This window comes from Desulfosarcina widdelii, assembly GCF_009688965.1.
GTDB lineage: Bacteria > Desulfobacterota > Desulfobacteria > Desulfobacterales > Desulfosarcinaceae > Desulfosarcina > Desulfosarcina widdelii.
In genome coordinates this window covers 1241776-1257849 of record NZ_AP021875.1, presented here as the reverse complement: position 1 = coordinate 1257849, position 16074 = coordinate 1241776, and the positions used below count along the sequence as shown (strand labels likewise).

Here is a 16074-nt window from a genome sequence, read left to right as displayed (position 1 = left end):
CATGAATATACTGGCAGTCGATACCGCGACCGGAAGCTGCAGCGTGGCGTTTTTAAAAGACCGCCGTTTGATTGCGGAAGAGGTGTACACGGCCGGCAAGACCCACTCTCGCCACCTGATGGCGATCATCGACCACATCCTCGACCGATGTGAAATTGCACCTGCCGATCTTGATGGGATCGCCGTTACACGCGGTCCGGGGACCTTCACCGGTCTGCGTATCGGCCTCAGCACGGTCAAAGGACTGGCCGCGGCCATCGCAAAGCCGGTGGTGGGCGTCAGCAGCCTGGCCGCACTGGCCTTTCCCCTGGCATGGACCCGAAAGCCGGTGGTCGCAATGATCGACGCCCGCAGGGGAGAGATCTACCACGCCCGGTTTTCCGGCGGCAACGGATCGGAGCCATCGGGAAAGGAGCGGGTCAGCGGTCCGCAAGAGGCGGCAAAGACGCTGCCCGAAGGGGCTGTTCTGGCGGGGTCCGGAGCCGTTCTCTACCGGGAGGTGTGGGAAAGCCGAAGGCCGGATATCCGATTGGCCCCCGAGACGGCCCACGTGATTCGTGCGGCTTCGGTGGGCATGCTGGCGATGCATCGTTTTGAAAATCAAGCCGCCGATCCCGCCGATGTCCTGGTGCCGAAATATATCCGCAAGTCAGACGCCCAGATTCATATGGCAAGCTGTTGACACGGCTGCAGGCATTGGTTATAAACAAACTTTTAAAATGGTTGAATAATCCAACGGTCCGGCTTGCAGGGCAGTCGGGGAGTACGATATGGAACAAGCGAACTGGTCCGATGCGCCCAGTCAGACCGCGTTTCCAGTGGCAAAGGCAGGCTATCCATTCATTTTCGCGTCCGCTTTTGCCACTGCTGTCTTCGCGTTGCTGGGCATTGATTTCCTGGCAATTTTCGGGCTGTTGGTCACCGGGTTCATCTGCTTTTTTTTCAGGGACCCGGATCGACTGATTCCGTCCGGTGAGGGGCTCGTCGTTTCGCCGGCCGACGGCAAGGTGATCAAGGTGGAGTCGGTTGAAAAGACGCCTTATTTCGACGGCCCTTGCACCCGGATCAGTGTTTTCATGTCCATTTTTAACGTCCACGTCAACCGGATGCCCTCTGAGGGGACGATCCGGCAGGTTAACTATCATCCGGGAAAGTTTTTCTCGGCCAACCTGGACAAGGCGTCCAAGGACAACGAGCACAACGCGTTGACCATTGAAGGGCCATCTGGAAAAAAGCTCGGGTGTGTTCAGATTGCAGGACTGGTGGCCCGCCGGATTATCTGCTGGGTGCAACCCGGAGACGAGCGCAAACGAGGACAGCGATTCGGGTTGATTTGCTTCGGTTCGCGGTTGGATGTTTATCTGCCCAACGATACTGAGATTCGCGTTGCCGTGGGAGAAAAAGTTCAGGCTGGAAGCAGTGTTCTGGGCCAGTGGTAAGGCCCCGGAACACCGAGACGAAAACAACGGTCGTTGCTTAAAACCTTAGAAAGCGCTTCAACGACCCTGCAGCGATTGCACAATACGGAACCAATCGATCTCCCTATGGCACCTGCCGTGGGGTTCTGTTTTTTCTGTTTGCGGATAAAAATACGATAAACTGATAAATCTTCGAGGAGTTGCCCATTGGAAAGAATACCCATTACCAGACAGGGGTATCAGAAACTTAAAAAAGAGCTGGAGCATCTTAAATCCGTCGAGCGCCCCAAGGTCATCAAAGCCATTGAAGAGGCGCGTTCCCACGGCGATCTCAGCGAAAACGCCGAATACGATGCGGCCAAAGAGCGGCAGGCCTTCATTGAAGGGCGGGTCAGCGAACTGGGCTATAAACTGGGCAACGCGGAGATCATCGACGTACATAATCTGCCCAAGGACCGGGCCGTATTCGCGTGCACCGTGGTACTGGAAAATATAGATACCGGCGAAGATGTGGAATATCAGCTTGTCGGACCCGAGGAATCCAATATCGAAAAAGGACGCATCTCGGTCACTTCCCCGTTGGGCAAAGCCATCCTCGGCAAAAAACCGGGCGAGGAGATCGTGCTCAACGCACCGGCCGGCAAAAGAGTTTATGAACTTGTGGAAATCGTATAACCAGGAGGAATTTCGTGGCACGAATAACGGTAGAAGATTGTTTGGAAAAAGTACCCAACCGGTTCAAGTTGGTCCATATGGCCGCCGCGCGGGTCAGGCAGATTCGGGAAGGCTCCGAATATCTCGTCAGCTCCCCGAAAAACGAAGACATTGTCGTTGCCCTGCGGGAAATTGCCGCCGGAAAGGTGATCCAGAAGACCGAAAACGAACAATAGACGGATGCTTTGAGAGCGAGCGCTTCCCTTGCCCAGGCACAGTTATACCTATAAAGCGCTGAACAGCCTGGTCGGAAAGGCCATCCACCGCTACGGGATGATTGCAGACGGGGATCGTATCGCCGTGGGGTTGTCCGGCGGCAAAGACAGCATGACGCTGCTGTGGGCCCTGGCCGAACGCCTCAAGCGGGTGCCGGTTGACTACACGTTGCTGCCGATTTATGTGGATCCCGGTTTTCCGGGGGGCTTCGCCGAGAACTTGTCCATGGCCTGCCGGCAGATGGGCTTCGATCTGCATGTCGACTATTCGGACCACGGACCGATGGCTCACAGTGACGCGAACCGCGAAAACCCGTGTTTTCTCTGCGCGCGGATGCGGCGCAAGCGATTGTTTCAAATTGCCGACAAACTGGGTTGCAGCAAGCTGGCTCTGGGGCACAACAAGGACGATGTGATCGAAACGCTTTTTATGAACATCTGTTATGCCGGTGAAATCAGCACCATGGTGCCGCGTCAGGAGTTCTTCAACGGCAGGTTCACCGTCATTCGTCCCTTGGCCATGGTCGACGAGAACAGCATCCAGCGTTTTGCCAGGGCGCAGGACTTCCCCCGATTCGCCAACCCCTGTCCGTCTGCCGGGAACACCAAACGTTCGGAGATCAAGGGCATGCTGCAAACGCTTTACCGCAGCAACCGCAAAATCAGGGGCAACATCTACCGGGCCATGAGTCACGTCAAGCCGAAATACCTGTTAAAGTAGATCTGAAAGCCGTCAATGAGACGAAAGTTCGGCGCAGATTATAGTTGTGGTTCAATTTCAACAACGAGGCCCCCGCACCAGGCAGAACGATTATGAAAGATGTGCAGAACCAGCGAGACCATCGCAATATCCCCATCGACAAAGTAGGCATCAAGAACCTGCGTTATCCCATCCGGGTCAAGGATCGCCGTGACGGATCGCAGAGCACTATCGCTTCCATCAACATGTATGTGGATTTGCCACAGGAGTACAAGGGAACCCACATGAGCCGGTTCGTGGAGATGCTGCACCTGCTCAAACCGGAAATCTCGTTGAATAAATTTTCCGTCCTTCTCGAAACCATGAAGCAGGCACTCGATGCCGCCTCGGCGCATATCGAGGTGAGTTTTCCTTACTTTATCGAAAAACAGGCGCCGGTGAGCGGCGCTCCGGGTTTGATGGATTACGATTGCCGCATCACCGGATCCAGCAATTCGTCCAACGAAATCGACCTGATCTCCGAAGTCAATGTCCCCATTACTTCGGTATGCCCCTGTTCCAAGGAGATCTCCGACCAGGGCGCCCATAACCAGCGGGGGATCGTGCGGCTGCAAACCCGCTTCAAGAAATTCATCTGGCTGGAGGACATGATCGAACTGGTGGAATCCTGCGCCTCCTGTGATGTCTTTTCCGTGTTGAAGCGGGTGGACGAAAAACACGTTACCGAGCAGGGCTTCGGCAACCCGAAATTCGTCGAGGATGTGGTCCGCGACGTGGCTGAACGCCTCAATGCCGACGACAACATCACCTGGTTCTCCGTGAGCGCGGAGAATTACGAATCCATCCACAACCACAGCGCCTACGCCCATATCACTCAGGGTGCCCTGCCGTCGATTTAAAATTTTCCAAGAATAAACAAAAAGCGTGGAGGAAACAATTTCCATCCACGCTTTTTTTGTTTTACGGTCGGACAAAAAGCCGTTGGATCGTCAGATGGTGGTCGGCATGCCCATGATGGGCCAGAGCACCTTGACCGCAAAGGCGGTGACGATCATCAGGATGATGCTGGCCGGAATCCCCCACAGGAAAAATTCGCCGGTGGTGAACTGCTTGGAGTCGTAGGCGATGGCGTTGGGGGCCGCCCCCACCAGCAGTAAAAAGGGCATGCCGGCCACGACCAGCGACGCGAAGACGATGACCTCGCCGGCCACGCCCAGGTAAGGGGCGATGACCAGGGCCACCGGCAGGGAGATGGCAATGGCCGCCACGTTCATGATGAAGTTGGTCATGATCATGACGAAAAAGGCGATGCTCATGATGAAAACGAATCCGGTGGATTCCTTGAACATGGTCAGCCAGTTGACCGCCATCCATTCGGCCGCGCCGGTCTGCCAGAGGCAGAAACCGATGCTCATGGCGCCGGCGAAAAGCAGAATGATGTTCCAGGGAATCTCTTCCAAGTCGTTGATGTCCAAAAGACCCGTGGCAAAGAAAAGAATCGTCGAAGTGAGCAGTACTGCTGTTTTATGGGGCGGAACGAAATCGGGCATGGTGGATTTCATCACCGCCGAAGCCCCCAATACCAGAATGGCGGAGCCAACGATAACCGCGGCAATCACTTCGCTTTTACTGATGGCGCCCATTTCCGCGCTCAGCCTCTTGGCTTTTTCCCGCAGGCCGGGAATGGTCTTTTTCTCCGGTTTCATGACAACCATGAAAAATCCCCACAGCAGAAAAGTCATCAGCCAGCCGATGGGAAACATGTAATAGCTCAGCTCGAAAAAACCGACGGTCTTACCGGCGACCTCGCTGAAAAATCCCAACGCCACCGCTCCGCGGGCCGCTCCCAGCAGGGTGACGATGGAGCCGGCACCGGCGATGTAGGCCATTCCGATGAAAAGCCCCTTGCCGAATTTGGTGGGTTTGTCGCCCTCTCCGTACATGGAGTAGATGGCCACCAGCAGCGGGTAGATGGTGGCAGCCACGGCCGTATGGGCCATGATATGGGTCAGCGCGGCAGTAAGGACGAAGCATCCCAGGTAGATCATGCTGGTTTTCTCGCCAACGATGGCCAGCATTTTATAGGCGATGCGACGGGTCAACCCGGTTTTGGTAAACACCAAACCCACCACGATGGAGCCGAAGATAAACAGAACGCTGGGGTCCATGAAATCCTTGAAGGCATCCTTGGCGGGGCGGATGAAGAAAAGCACCTGGAGCACCCCGATGGTCAGACTGGTTACGCCAATGGGGACCACTTCGAACACCCACCAGGTGGCGGCCAGCAGAAACACGGCTAAGGCGCCTTTGCCTTCCGGCGACAGGGCGAAGGCCTTGCCCTCGGGGTCGATGGCATTCGGCCAGGGTGGCGAGTAGTAAACGACGACGAATAAAATAATGCCAATGGCCATGAAAAGATATTTGTTCCAGCTAAGCCCGATTGCCGGCGCTGCTGCTGTATCGCTGCTCATCTAACCTTCCCTCCGTTATAGACATCCATGTTTTGCGTACAATGGGTTTGAATCGAACTTACCGGTTGCAGGCCAGAATTTCATTGATGACGGCTTCGGCCACATCCGTAAGCCGCAACACCCCGACAACCTGTTTGTCCTGCACCACCAGCAGGGATTGATATTGCCCCAAAACCAGTTGATGGACGGCTTCTCCCAATGAAGCGTCCGGTTCGATCATCTCACCTTCCGTCGGTGTAACCATAAAATTTTTGACCTTGACTTGAGCCGCTTTCCTGCAGATCTGATCCATGGGGTCCTGCCACAGCTTCACGGAATCGAAGATGGCCTTTTGATATTTGCGGGTGAACCCCAAATGCATCGAGCCGGTGTCGGAAAACATGTCCTCGTACTTGGGTTCCAAGGCTTTGAAAATGGCATGCAGGTTGACTTTGCCGGAAAGCTTCCGGTCTTTACCCAGGACTAGGACTGCCCGATGACGATATTTGGCCTTGTCGAAATCCTCATGGGACTGTTTTAAGGCCGCAACGGCATCGGTGAGCGTTGCGTCTTCAGATACCGTGGCGTAGGCCGACAGCGGTACCATCAGATCTTTTACCCGTTTCGTTTTCAATGGTATCCTCCTTCCGCGATTATTCAACTGGGCTTGGCAACCCGTTTAGATCGTATTGAATCCGGCGATTAAGTTCGATTAGAACACGCCAGCGGTTGTCTACCATAGGAGAGGGTGAATATCAAGAGAATGACATTTGCTTTTGACTCATCTTCATGATAATTATGCGAAAATTTTCAACCCCCTCTTTTGGGCCTACAGTCGATATCGTCCAGAGGGCAGGAAGGAGGTCTTTTGTGAGGAATTACATTGTTAAGGACTTGATGGTTCCGATTTCCGAATACGCCACGGTTCCGGAAGAGGCAACGCTTTTCGAGGCCGTCTTGGCTCTGGAAAAGGCCCAGGAAAAATTCCAGCAGAACCGCTATTCCCATCGGGCGGTTTTGATTCTGGACAAAAACAAAAAAGTGATCGGCAAGCTCAGCCAGATGGATTTTCTAACGGCACTGGAACCTAAAGACGCCAACCTGGAAAGGATCAGAAGGTTCAAGTGGTTCGGCTTCAGCCGCAAAGCCGTCGCGCTGCAGCAAGAGGAATATCTCAAGGCGTCGCCGCCCATCCCGGATCTCTATTCCAAGGTGGCCAAAAAGCGTGTCACGGAATTTATGCAACGGCCCACCGAGGGGGAGTATGTGGATGAAAATGCTACCCTGGAGATGGCCCTGCATCAATTGACGGCGGAGTCGAACCTTTCGCTGCTGGTGGCACGGAAATCGGAAATCGTTGGCATCCTGAGACTGGCAGACGTCTTCGCTGCGGTTTACCACACCATGAAAGAATCTGAATCACTTCAAGGAAATGGAGAGGCAGGATGAAAGAACTGGGTAAACTATTCGACAGGATCATCCAACGGGTGAACATCAACCTCAGGGAGCTGGAATTCGATGCCCATCCCCTGATCAACAAACTCGTCCCGAAGGACCAGATGACAAAATTCTATGCCTTTTACGGCATTACCCCACACCATCCACTAAACCTGGTTTTCAAGCATGCCAATCTGTCCGGAAGCTACTTTCTAGGTAAAGTGAGAGTAACCAACTCCCTGCTCTACAAGAGCGACATCCGCGGCGACGAACTGAAGAAAAACGGCGATCTTTTTCAGTACCAGGATTTCAACATCCCCGTGGACCGGGATGAAGAGATCGACATCGAGGATTGTTTTCTGATTAAAACCCTGGTGCACAATTACTCCCACGACCCGGAAACGCTGGAGACCTTTTTTATCCAGAACAGTGTTTCGACCCATTATGCCAATATCCACGGGTCGCCCACCGACGGCAGCTTTCTGGGCCCCTTTTCGACCGTCGATCTCACCACCGTCCAGGATTGCGTTATCGGCGCCTTCTCCTATGTCCAGGCCGGCGAAGTCAGCCACCTGAACGTCGAACCGGGGACGGTCTGGGTGCGCAAACAGGACGATTTCAACTTCATGTACCGGTATCCCTTAGGGGATTTGAACAACTACATCTACTTTGCCGCCGGCAGCCCGCCGCAGGGCGTGTTCATGGATTTTGTGGAGGATCGCAAGGAGGCGTTTCAACGGGTATTTAGCGTCGTCAATATCGATTCTCCGGTCAACATCCCGTCGAGCACTTCGCTGGACCGTTTTGCCGTGATCAAACCCAAAACCAAGATCGGTGAAAACGTGCTGGTTGCCCAGCGGGCCTTTTTACAGAATTCAACGCTGGGGAAGGGCGCCAACGCCCAGGAAAACTGCTACATCATCAATTCGCATTTGCAGGGCAACAATGTCACGGCACATGGGGCCAAAATTATCGAAGCGGATATGGGCACGAATGTTTTCGTGGGGTTTAACAGCTTTTTGCGGGGACGGCCGGATGCGCGGTTGTCCATCGGAAAGGACAGCATCGTAATGCCCCATACCATCATCGACGTGCGCAGATCGTTGTCGGTGCCCGCAGGACACCTGGTCTGGGGGTTGGTAAGAAATCAAGAAGAACTGACGGCCAACAGCATGAGCCTGAGTGAATTCGCCAAAATCAAGTCCCGTTTTTGCAAAGGCAGCATGCTTTTCGAGGGCAGCGGAAACAGTTTCGTGACGGCCTTCCAGGAGAGGATTCATCATATCCTGGAAGCCAACGGCGCTTTTTACGATGGAAAAAGCAAGCGTGGGCACGCCCAGCGAAACCAGAACATCTCTTTCAATACCATCCAGCCGTATCCGGAGGGTGATAAAGAAGGCATGTACCCCACCATTATTATCCAGCCATAAAGAAACAGCGCCCCCGTCGATGTGCATCGACCGGGGCGCTCTTCTTTTCGTATCTTAAAAATAGTGTTCATCCGGGTATAGGCAAATTTGGTCGATATCGAGGCGCACGAAAAATTTTTCCGGAGGTATATAGTCGATATTCCGAGGAGTAAATTTTTCGGACAACAAAGATATCGGGCAAATTGGCCATTTCTGGATGGACACTACTTAAAGAAATTCAACAGCGCATGCAGGTTCGTCATCGGATGCGGCGGGCACCCCGGAATAAACAGGTCTACGGGCAGCAGGGTGTCCAGGCCCTCGGTGATTTCGTCGCTGCCGCGAAACGGCCCTCCGGAAAGCGTGCAGCTGCCCACCGCGATGACCACCCGGGGCTGCGGAGTGGCCTCGTAGGTCTGCAGCAGAGCGGTTTTCATGTTGCGGGAAATGGGGCCGGTGACCACGATGCCGTCGGCATGGCGCGGCGAGGCCACGAAGTTGATGCCGAAGCGGGCCAGGTCGAAAAACGGAGTGGCCAGCACGTTGAGATCCGCCTCGCAGGCGTTGCAACCGGCCGCCGATACCTGCCGGAGCTGAAGCGACCGACCGAACAGCTTTTTAAAGTGGCCACGGGCGTGGGCGGCGAGATCGGGAATACTGCCCGTTGTGAGCAGGTGCTCTTTTTCGGCCACGGCAATGCCAAAATCCTGTGTAAAGGTAATGAATCTGCCTTTGGAAATTCGTTCGCAGGTGCCGCAGAAGACGCAGCGTCCCATGTCGATGGTCTTAGCGGCCGGGTCGATGGCTGCTTGAGGGCAGGCCTGGGCACAAGCGGATACGACATCCGCCGGCGCGTTTTGGTCGATGACCGGTCGTCCCCGATAGCGGGGCAGCAACTGAACCGTTTCTTTCGGATAGCGGGAGGTTTTACACCCCTGTTCGAACCTGTTTTTCAGTACATTTAACATGATGAATTCGCTTTGCCGTTATCGAAGTTCTCGTAAGAAAATTGTTGCCGTTAAAGATCGAACCCGCAATAGGAGAGGTTGTAGCTCTTGTTATTCAGCGGGAAATCCGAAATGCCCGTATCTCTCAAGGACATGGACAGCCCGTTCCAGTTGTGAAAGGAAGGGTCCTTGATCTTGTAGCGCATGATCCTGCCGTCGGCATCGGTGAGAATGCAATGGGACAGCTCCCCGCGCCAGGCTTCGTTGAGAGTGACCACGAACGAATCTGGCGCCGGATGCGGATCGGCAACGTCGATCACTTCGGTTTCCACCGGATCTGTCAGCAGTGATTCGATGATTTCGATGGACTGAATCACCTCGTCGGCCCTGACCTTGGCCCGGGCATAGACATCCCCCGTGGGCTCGGCATTTTCCGGAATGTCGAGTTGATCGTAGTGTTCCGTCGGAAAGCAGCGCCGCACATCGTAGGCGATGCCGCAGGCGCGTCCGGCCGGTCCCACCAGTCCCAGTTTTTCCGCATCGCTGCGGCTGACCGCCCCGCAGCCCTCGAAACGGGAACGCACGCTGGAGGTGGAAAAGAGAAGCTCGATGGTGTGCTGAACCTGGGGTTTGAGTTCGCCGATGCGGGCGGTCAGGTCCCGGCGGTTTTCGTCGTTCATGGGAAACCGAACGCCGCCGGGACGCACCAGGCCCTTGCCGAAACGGTTGCCGCAAAGCAGCAGGCTCATGTTGAGAAAATCGCCGCGCATACGGCCGCAATAGTTGGCCGGGGGTAAAAAGGCCACGTCGCCGCTCAAGGCGCCCAGGTCCCCAACGTGGTTGGCGATGCGTTCCAATTCCAGACCGATGGTGCGGATAATCTTAGCGCCGGGATCGACCTGGATGCCGGAAAGGGCTTCCATGGCCTGGGCATGGCAGAGGCTGTGCCCCAAGGAGGTGTCCCCGGCGGTATTTTCGGCAATGAACGCCAGGCGGTTGACGGCTGCGGTCTGCAAAAGATTCTCGACCCCGCGATGCTGGTACCCCAACTGGATTTCCAGATTCAGCACCCGCTCGCCGATACAGTTGAAGCGAAAGTGGCCCGGTTCGATCACGCCGGCGTGCACCGGCCCCACGGCCACTTCGTGAATCTCGTCTCCGGATACGCAGTAGTAGTCGTAACGGCCAGGGATGTCTTCGTTGTAGTCGTTGCCGAAAACGTCTTCTACACCGCGGCAATTGGCGTGGTAGCGAACCATCTTCAGCCACGGGTGGCCTTCGGGCCGAATGCCGTACTGTTCGGCAATTTCCCGTTCGAACATGTGAAACGGTTCGCACCGGGCGGAAAGGGCAGAATAGGTTTCCGGGGCATCGCAACCGGCCACAAGCAGCGTGTCGGTACGCAGGACGGCCAGCAACCGGACCTTGCCATCCATTTGGAATGCGAAAAAGTGGACCACCTTGCCGCCGCCGGCTACGATGTCGACCGCCTGATCGGCAAAATCGTCGAAGGCTAGGCAGGGGATGTTTTGAAAGGGGATGGATTCGCCGTTGGCAATGGGTTTGAACGTCATGGTCATTAAAATCCTCCGCCGATGGGCGTCACGGCATGAACGATGGTCTGGTACAGGGGATCCGGCATCCAGAAGCAGAGTACCAGGGAGGTAGCCAGCAGGGCATACTGGGGCCACACCAGGTTGGCCGATTCTTCGATCCGAATGGCGGCATCCGACGTATCGAAAGAAATTTTCATGACGTTGTTGGCAAATCCGGCAAAAATCACGCACAGGCTGAAGATGAACAGGCCGGCGTATACCGGGTTGCCGGTGCGAAAGGCAGCGATGATAATCATCAGCTCGCCGATAAAGATACCGAAGGGGGGAAAGCCGGAGATTCCGGCAAAACCGCCGAAGAAGGCCACGAAGGTCCTGGGCATGCGTTGGGCCAGGTTGCCGGTCTGGGCGATCAGCCGGCTGCCGAAACCCAGCAGGATATTGCCCGAGGTGAGAAACAGGCTGGATTTGATCAGGCTGTGATGGATCAAACAGATCATGGCACCATAGGCCCCCAACCCGCCGATACCGGTTCCGAAGGCGATAATGCCCATGTTTTCGATGCTGGAGTAGGCCAGCATGCGCTTGTATTCGGTCTGCTTGAGGATGAAGGTGGCCGCCGCCATGATCGAGATCAGGCCGAAGATGGTCAGGATCGGTCCTGAAAAACCGGACAGGCCGGCGGCATGCATGATTTTGCTGGTTTTGAAGATCCCCAGGTAGGCGCAGTTGAGCAGTACGCCGGAGAGCAGGGCCGAGGCCGGGCTGGGGGCCTCACTGTGGGCGTCCGGCAGCCAGGTATGCATGGGGGCCAGACCCATTTTGGTGCCGTACCCGACCAGAATGAAGACAAAACCGGCCTTGAGCCACGAGGGATCCAGGCGCCGGGCCACTTCCGTCAAACCTGAAAAGGAGACGGGGGCGTCCACCTTGCCCACGTCCATGGCCACGGTGATCAGCACCGAACCCAACAGCGCCATGGCAATGCCAACCGAGCAGATCAGCACATATTTCCAGGTGGCCTCCAGCGAGGCGGCCGAACGATGGGTATAGATCAGGGGCGCGCTGGCCAGAGTGGTGGCCTCGATGGCGATCCACATCACCATGATATGGTCGGACAGGGTCACCATGGTCATGGTGGACAAAAACAATAGCATGGAGCCAATGAAGACGGTTTCCCTCTGGATGTCGGAGGCTTTGAGGTAGCCGATGGTGTAAATCGAAATCAGGAAAAAGAGCAGCGAGATCACCAGCAGGGACAAAAGGCCTTCGGGCGTCACCGCAAAATATTCGGGAAGCAGGGGCGCCGGATTGCCGGACCAGACAAACACGGAGAAAAGCAGGTGGGCGGCCCCGGTGAGCACCAGTAAATACCGCCCGATGGCAGCGGGAAGAAAGAAGGCGGCCGCTCCGGTAACAAACGGTATCAGAAAAACGATTTCGAGCATCAAATGATCACCTATTCCTTTAAGGTTCGCAATCGTGCCGTATCCACGTCATCGAATGTCTGTTTGATGTTTTGCAGGATGACGGCCATGATCATCACGCCGGCCAGGACATCCAGCAAAATGCCGAACTCCACGATGTGTCGCGCCCGCACCGAAAAAGTGGTACCCACCAGGTAGATGCCGTTTTCCATCATGATATAGCCCAGTACCATGGCAATGGCGTTGCGGCGGGCCATCAGCAGGAACATGCCCGCTCCCAGAAGGGAGATGGCCGTCGGCAGCAGCAGGATGGAAACGCCGGCTGAGGCGACCTCGAAGCGGTGGCTGGCAAAGGTGGCTCCGACAATGAGCAGCAGACCGGCGAACATGGAGGCATGGTAGCCGACGATGGGCTCCACCTCACGGCCGATGGCGACTTTTTTGATGGCCAGAAAGATGCAGCCGGGGATGACGATGCCCCGAATGGCCAGGGTTGCAATGGTAAAGACAATGCCGCCGGTGGTCATCTCATGATCGATGAACAGCGGAACGATGCAGACCACCACACCCTGGAATGCCAGCACCTTGATCAGGCCCGGCAGCCGACTGGAGCCGAACGAGAAAAGGATCGACAACAGGGCCAGGGATAAAATCGTATCGACCGGTAGATTCATTTTAAAAACTCCAGGGTGATGACGGTTGCAAAAAAGGCCAGTGCAAAAGAGGTGAGCACGAATTTCGGCACCCGGTCCATGCGGTAGCGCGCCATGATCGATTCCACGATGCCGACGGCCACATAAACCAGCAGGACCCCCATGGAGAAAAGGGCCAGATTAAGAATCGGGCTGCCCAGTTCAAAGGGGAAAATCAGTCGGGAGACGATTGACGCGTAAAAGAACATTTTGAGAAAGGCTCCCATTTCGATCAGGCCGAAATCCGGACCGCTGTGATCCAGCACCATGACTTCGTGGATCATGGTCAGCTCCAGATGGGTGGCCGGATCGTCTACCGGTACGCGGGCGTTTTCCGTTAAAAGAATGATGAAAAAGGCGATGACCACGAAAAGCATGGACGAGCCGGCCGCCTGCCAGAAACCGAAGGGCTGGGCCACGGAAAAATAAGCGGCCAGGTTCAGGTCGCCGGTGAGCCGGTAAAACAGGATCAGGATCATGAACATGCTGGCTTCGCAGATGATGGGAAAGTAGGCCTCCCGGGCGGCGCCCATGCCTTCGAAGGGTGAAGCGGTATCCATAGCCGCGGCGATGGTGAAAAAGCGGGCCAGCCCCAGCAGATAAAGAACGAAAATGACATCGCCGTGAAAGGAAATCACCGGGGCATGGCCGGCCAGGGGCAGAAAGAGCAGGGCCACGGCGGCGGCGGCCAGGGACACCAGGGGCCCCATTTTGAAAATGAAGGTGGTGCTGGTGCTGTACACCGAGCCTTTTTTAAACAGCTTGATCAGCGTGTAATAGTTGATGAGCAGCGGCGAGCCTTTGCGCCCGCCGAAGAACGCTTTTACCTTGAAAATGACGCCGGCAAACAGGGGCGCCGTCAGCAGAGCAAAGACCCACAAGAGGATAGATTCGATCATAAGCGTTTTCCGTAAGATTTGAAAGGTACCATTATGCTACGCTTTTCTCCAGGGGTGTAACCAATTCATATTTAACCGTTAAATGAAAAACAGCAGCACCACGATGGCCAGCAGGATGTAGCCGATATACAGGTGAATGTCTCCGTGCTGCATCCAGCGCAGCCGGTCGAACAGCCAACCGACCGGGCGCACAATAAGCGGGTCCAGACTTTTTTCGACGATATCGTGGATGTGGCTGTGGTAGTGGGTTCCTTTTGGAAAAAGGCCGCTTACCGGCGGGTGGCTTTCTTCAAGGGGCGCCGCCGGCTTGAAAAATTCCAGGATCGATGCGGCGTAGGAGGTTCCCGTGTATTGCATCCGCGTCGTTGGCCGAGTGAAGCCGCAGCCCCACGTGCCGCTGCGGGTGACGGATTTGCCCTGGTAGAAGAATCGGCGCAGGGCCACAATGCCCAGCAGGACTGCAAGAAAAATCGTCGCGCCCAGGGTGATATGGGCCGACATGCTGGCAAAAGGTTCCATGGGAATCCTGCCATAATCCAGCCCTAAGGCCGCCACCGCCTTTAATACCATGAACATGAACGCGCCGGGATAGATGCCGATGACCGCGCAGGCGCCGGCCAGAAGGACCATGGGTACCAGCATGGCCGGCCCTTTTTCGGCAACGTCTTTAGCGGCCGGGCTTCGCGGTTCGCCCTGAAAAACAACGCCAACGACTTTGGTAAAACAGGCCAGGGCAAGACCGCCGATAATGGCCAGGCTGACGACGGCCAGCAGGCTGGGAACGAAGACAAGCGTTTGTGACGAAATGCCACGGAAACTGCCCATGTAAATGAAAAATTCGCTGACGAATCCGTTCAGCGGGGGCAGCCCGGAGATGGCCAGCGAACCGATCAGAAAGGTGATGCCTGTAATTTTCATGTTTTTCATCAGGCCGCCCAGCGCGTCGATGGTACGGGTACCGGTTTGGTGAAGCACCACGCCCGCGCCCATGAACAGCAGCGATTTGAATATCGCATGGTTGAGCACGTGCATCAGCCCGCCGGCAAATCCCAGCACGGCCATGATCGGGTTTTCGGCCTCCACGCCGATGATGCCGATGCCGATGCCGATGAGAATGATGCCGATGTTTTCAACGCTGTGGTAGGCTAAAAGTCGTTTGAGATCGTGCTGTCCCAGTGCGTAAACCACCCCCAGGATCCCCGAGACCATGCCGAAACCAAGGACCATGATACCCACCGACGGCGCGTGCAGGTCGAGGAACATGTACATTCGCAAGATGCCGTAAATGCCGGTTTTGATCATGACCCCCGACATGACGGCGGAAATGTGGGAGGGCGCCGCCGGGTGGGCGTGGGGCAGCCAGACATGAAACGGAAATACGCCGGCCTTGGAACCGAAGCCGATGAAAGCGAAAACGAAGGCCAAGACTTTCAATGCGGGAGAGAGTCCGGCGGCATCGAATCCGAAGCTGCCGGTCTGGCTGTAAATGACCCCGAATGCGGCAAAGATGAACATGGCGCCCACATGGGAGAAGACAAAATAAAGATAACCGGCTTTTCTGTTTTCCGCGGTCTGATAGTCATGGATCACCAGGAAAAAAGAGGAGAGGGACATGATTTCCCAGGCCAGCAAAAACGTGATCATGTTGGCGGCCGTTACGACCAGGGCCATGGAAACGATCAGCAGGCTGAAAAAGAGATAATTGGCCGCCGTACGCAACGGTTTGCCGGATTCGGTCATGTAGTGGAAACTGTACAGGGCGGCCAGCATGCTGATGGCAAAGATGGCAAGCAGGAAAAACGCTGCCAGCCCGTCGATCCGAAACTCCAATGAGAGCGTGTTGAGATAAGCAAAAGATGCTTGGACTGATCCTTCCTGCATGAGTCTGGACAGGGCATCGAGCATACCCGTACAGCAGCCTGCGCCGATCACAAGGGCGGCCACCGTTTTCATGGCGCTGAATTTTCCGGACAGCAAAAGAGCGAGAACTCCGCCGGAGCCGATGACCCAGATCGAAAGAAAAAATAGATTCATTTGCCCTTTAGACCCTCCTGCTCTGACTCCAGGCGTTATTGTCTGCCGATCACAGTGCCCGATTGCCGGAAATCAAGATTTTATATGCAAAATTAGGGGATTGGTGTTGCGAAGGTGAAACGTCGGAAAATAATTTCAAGGAACCTATTTCAAAAACGACCTTCAAGTCAACATCGGAT

General features: G+C 55.4%; 16 protein-coding genes. 8 read left to right on the top strand and 8 right to left on the bottom strand.

Features of this window, described 5'->3' with window-relative positions; translation table 11 throughout:
* Position 1: 1 nt before the first annotated feature.
* From tsaB to folE2, 6 genes are all read left to right on the top strand, one after another.
* Positions 2–682, top strand: a complete 681-nt coding sequence (gene tsaB, locus GN111_RS05850; RefSeq protein WP_170302152.1) for a tRNA (adenosine(37)-N6)-threonylcarbamoyltransferase complex dimerization subunit type 1 TsaB — start codon at positions 2–4, stop codon at positions 680–682.
* 88 nt (positions 683–770) lie between these two features.
* Positions 771–1439: a phosphatidylserine decarboxylase family protein gene (locus GN111_RS05845; RefSeq protein WP_155302856.1), complete on the top strand. Its 669-nt coding sequence runs from the start codon at positions 771–773 to the stop codon at positions 1437–1439.
* Between the two features lie 186 nt (positions 1440–1625).
* Complete coding sequence (gene greA / locus GN111_RS05840; protein WP_155302855.1) at positions 1626–2093, top strand: transcription elongation factor GreA; 468 nt, start codon at positions 1626–1628, stop codon at positions 2091–2093.
* 14 nt (positions 2094–2107) lie between these two features.
* Entirely contained in the window at positions 2108–2308 is a 201-nt protein-coding gene (gene rpoZ, locus GN111_RS05835; RefSeq protein WP_155302854.1) for a DNA-directed RNA polymerase subunit omega, read from the top strand.
* Positions 2309–2336: 28 nt separating this feature from the next.
* The gene (locus GN111_RS05830) at positions 2337–3068 is read left to right on the top strand and encodes a PP-loop family protein (RefSeq protein WP_231715682.1); all 732 of its coding nucleotides are present in this window, start codon (positions 2337–2339) and stop codon (positions 3066–3068) included.
* Between the two features lie 92 nt (positions 3069–3160).
* Positions 3161–3946 (top strand): GTP cyclohydrolase FolE2, encoded by a 786-nt coding sequence (gene folE2 / locus GN111_RS05825; protein ID WP_155302853.1) that lies wholly within the window; start codon positions 3161–3163, stop codon positions 3944–3946.
* A 90-nt stretch (positions 3947–4036) separates the two neighbouring features.
* Here folE2 and GN111_RS05820 read toward each other — a convergent pair whose 3' ends face one another.
* Positions 4037–5518: an SLC13 family permease gene (locus GN111_RS05820; RefSeq protein ID WP_155302852.1), complete on the bottom strand. Its 1482-nt coding sequence runs from the start codon at positions 5516–5518 to the stop codon at positions 4037–4039.
* A gap of 58 nt (positions 5519–5576) precedes the next feature.
* Positions 5577–6131 (bottom strand): CBS domain-containing protein, encoded by a 555-nt coding sequence (locus GN111_RS05815; RefSeq protein ID WP_155302851.1) that lies wholly within the window; start codon positions 6129–6131, stop codon positions 5577–5579.
* Positions 6132–6367: 236 nt separating this feature from the next.
* On the opposite strand from GN111_RS05815, the gene GN111_RS05810 reads away from it, so the two are divergent.
* Positions 6368–6946, top strand: a complete 579-nt coding sequence (locus tag GN111_RS05810; RefSeq protein WP_155302850.1) for a CBS domain-containing protein — start codon at positions 6368–6370, stop codon at positions 6944–6946.
* Positions 6943–8364, top strand: a complete 1422-nt coding sequence (locus GN111_RS05805) for a transferase (protein ID WP_155302849.1) — start codon at positions 6943–6945, stop codon at positions 8362–8364. The genes GN111_RS05810 and GN111_RS05805 overlap by 4 nt, the downstream gene beginning before the upstream one ends.
* A gap of 203 nt (positions 8365–8567) precedes the next feature.
* On the opposite strand, the gene GN111_RS05800 is transcribed toward GN111_RS05805, so the two are convergent.
* The 6 genes from GN111_RS05800 to GN111_RS05775 all read right to left on the bottom strand — a co-directional run bounded on the left by GN111_RS05800 (position 8568) and on the right by GN111_RS05775 (position 15895).
* A complete protein-coding gene (locus tag GN111_RS05800) occupies positions 8568–9311 on the bottom strand; it encodes an NADH-quinone oxidoreductase subunit B family protein (protein WP_155302848.1) in 744 nt (247 codons plus the stop codon).
* 50 nt (positions 9312–9361) lie between these two features.
* On the bottom strand, positions 9362–10870 hold the full coding sequence (locus tag GN111_RS05795) for a hydrogenase large subunit (protein WP_155302847.1): 1509 nt from the start codon (positions 10868–10870) through the stop codon (positions 9362–9364).
* A complete protein-coding gene (locus GN111_RS05790; RefSeq protein ID WP_155302846.1) occupies positions 10870–12291 on the bottom strand; it encodes a proton-conducting transporter transmembrane domain-containing protein in 1422 nt (473 codons plus the stop codon). Before GN111_RS05790 ends, GN111_RS05795 begins: the two co-directional genes overlap by 1 nt.
* An 11-nt stretch (positions 12292–12302) precedes the next feature.
* Positions 12303–12944: an NADH-quinone oxidoreductase subunit K gene (locus GN111_RS05785; RefSeq protein ID WP_155302845.1), complete on the bottom strand. Its 642-nt coding sequence runs from the start codon at positions 12942–12944 to the stop codon at positions 12303–12305.
* Positions 12941–13861, bottom strand: a complete 921-nt coding sequence (locus tag GN111_RS05780) for a respiratory chain complex I subunit 1 family protein (RefSeq protein WP_155302844.1) — start codon at positions 13859–13861, stop codon at positions 12941–12943. The genes GN111_RS05785 and GN111_RS05780 overlap by 4 nt, the downstream gene beginning before the upstream one ends.
* A gap of 78 nt (positions 13862–13939) precedes the next feature.
* Positions 13940–15895: a proton-conducting transporter transmembrane domain-containing protein gene (locus GN111_RS05775; RefSeq protein WP_155302843.1), complete on the bottom strand. Its 1956-nt coding sequence runs from the start codon at positions 15893–15895 to the stop codon at positions 13940–13942.
* Between the last annotated feature and the right edge of the window lie 179 nt (positions 15896–16074).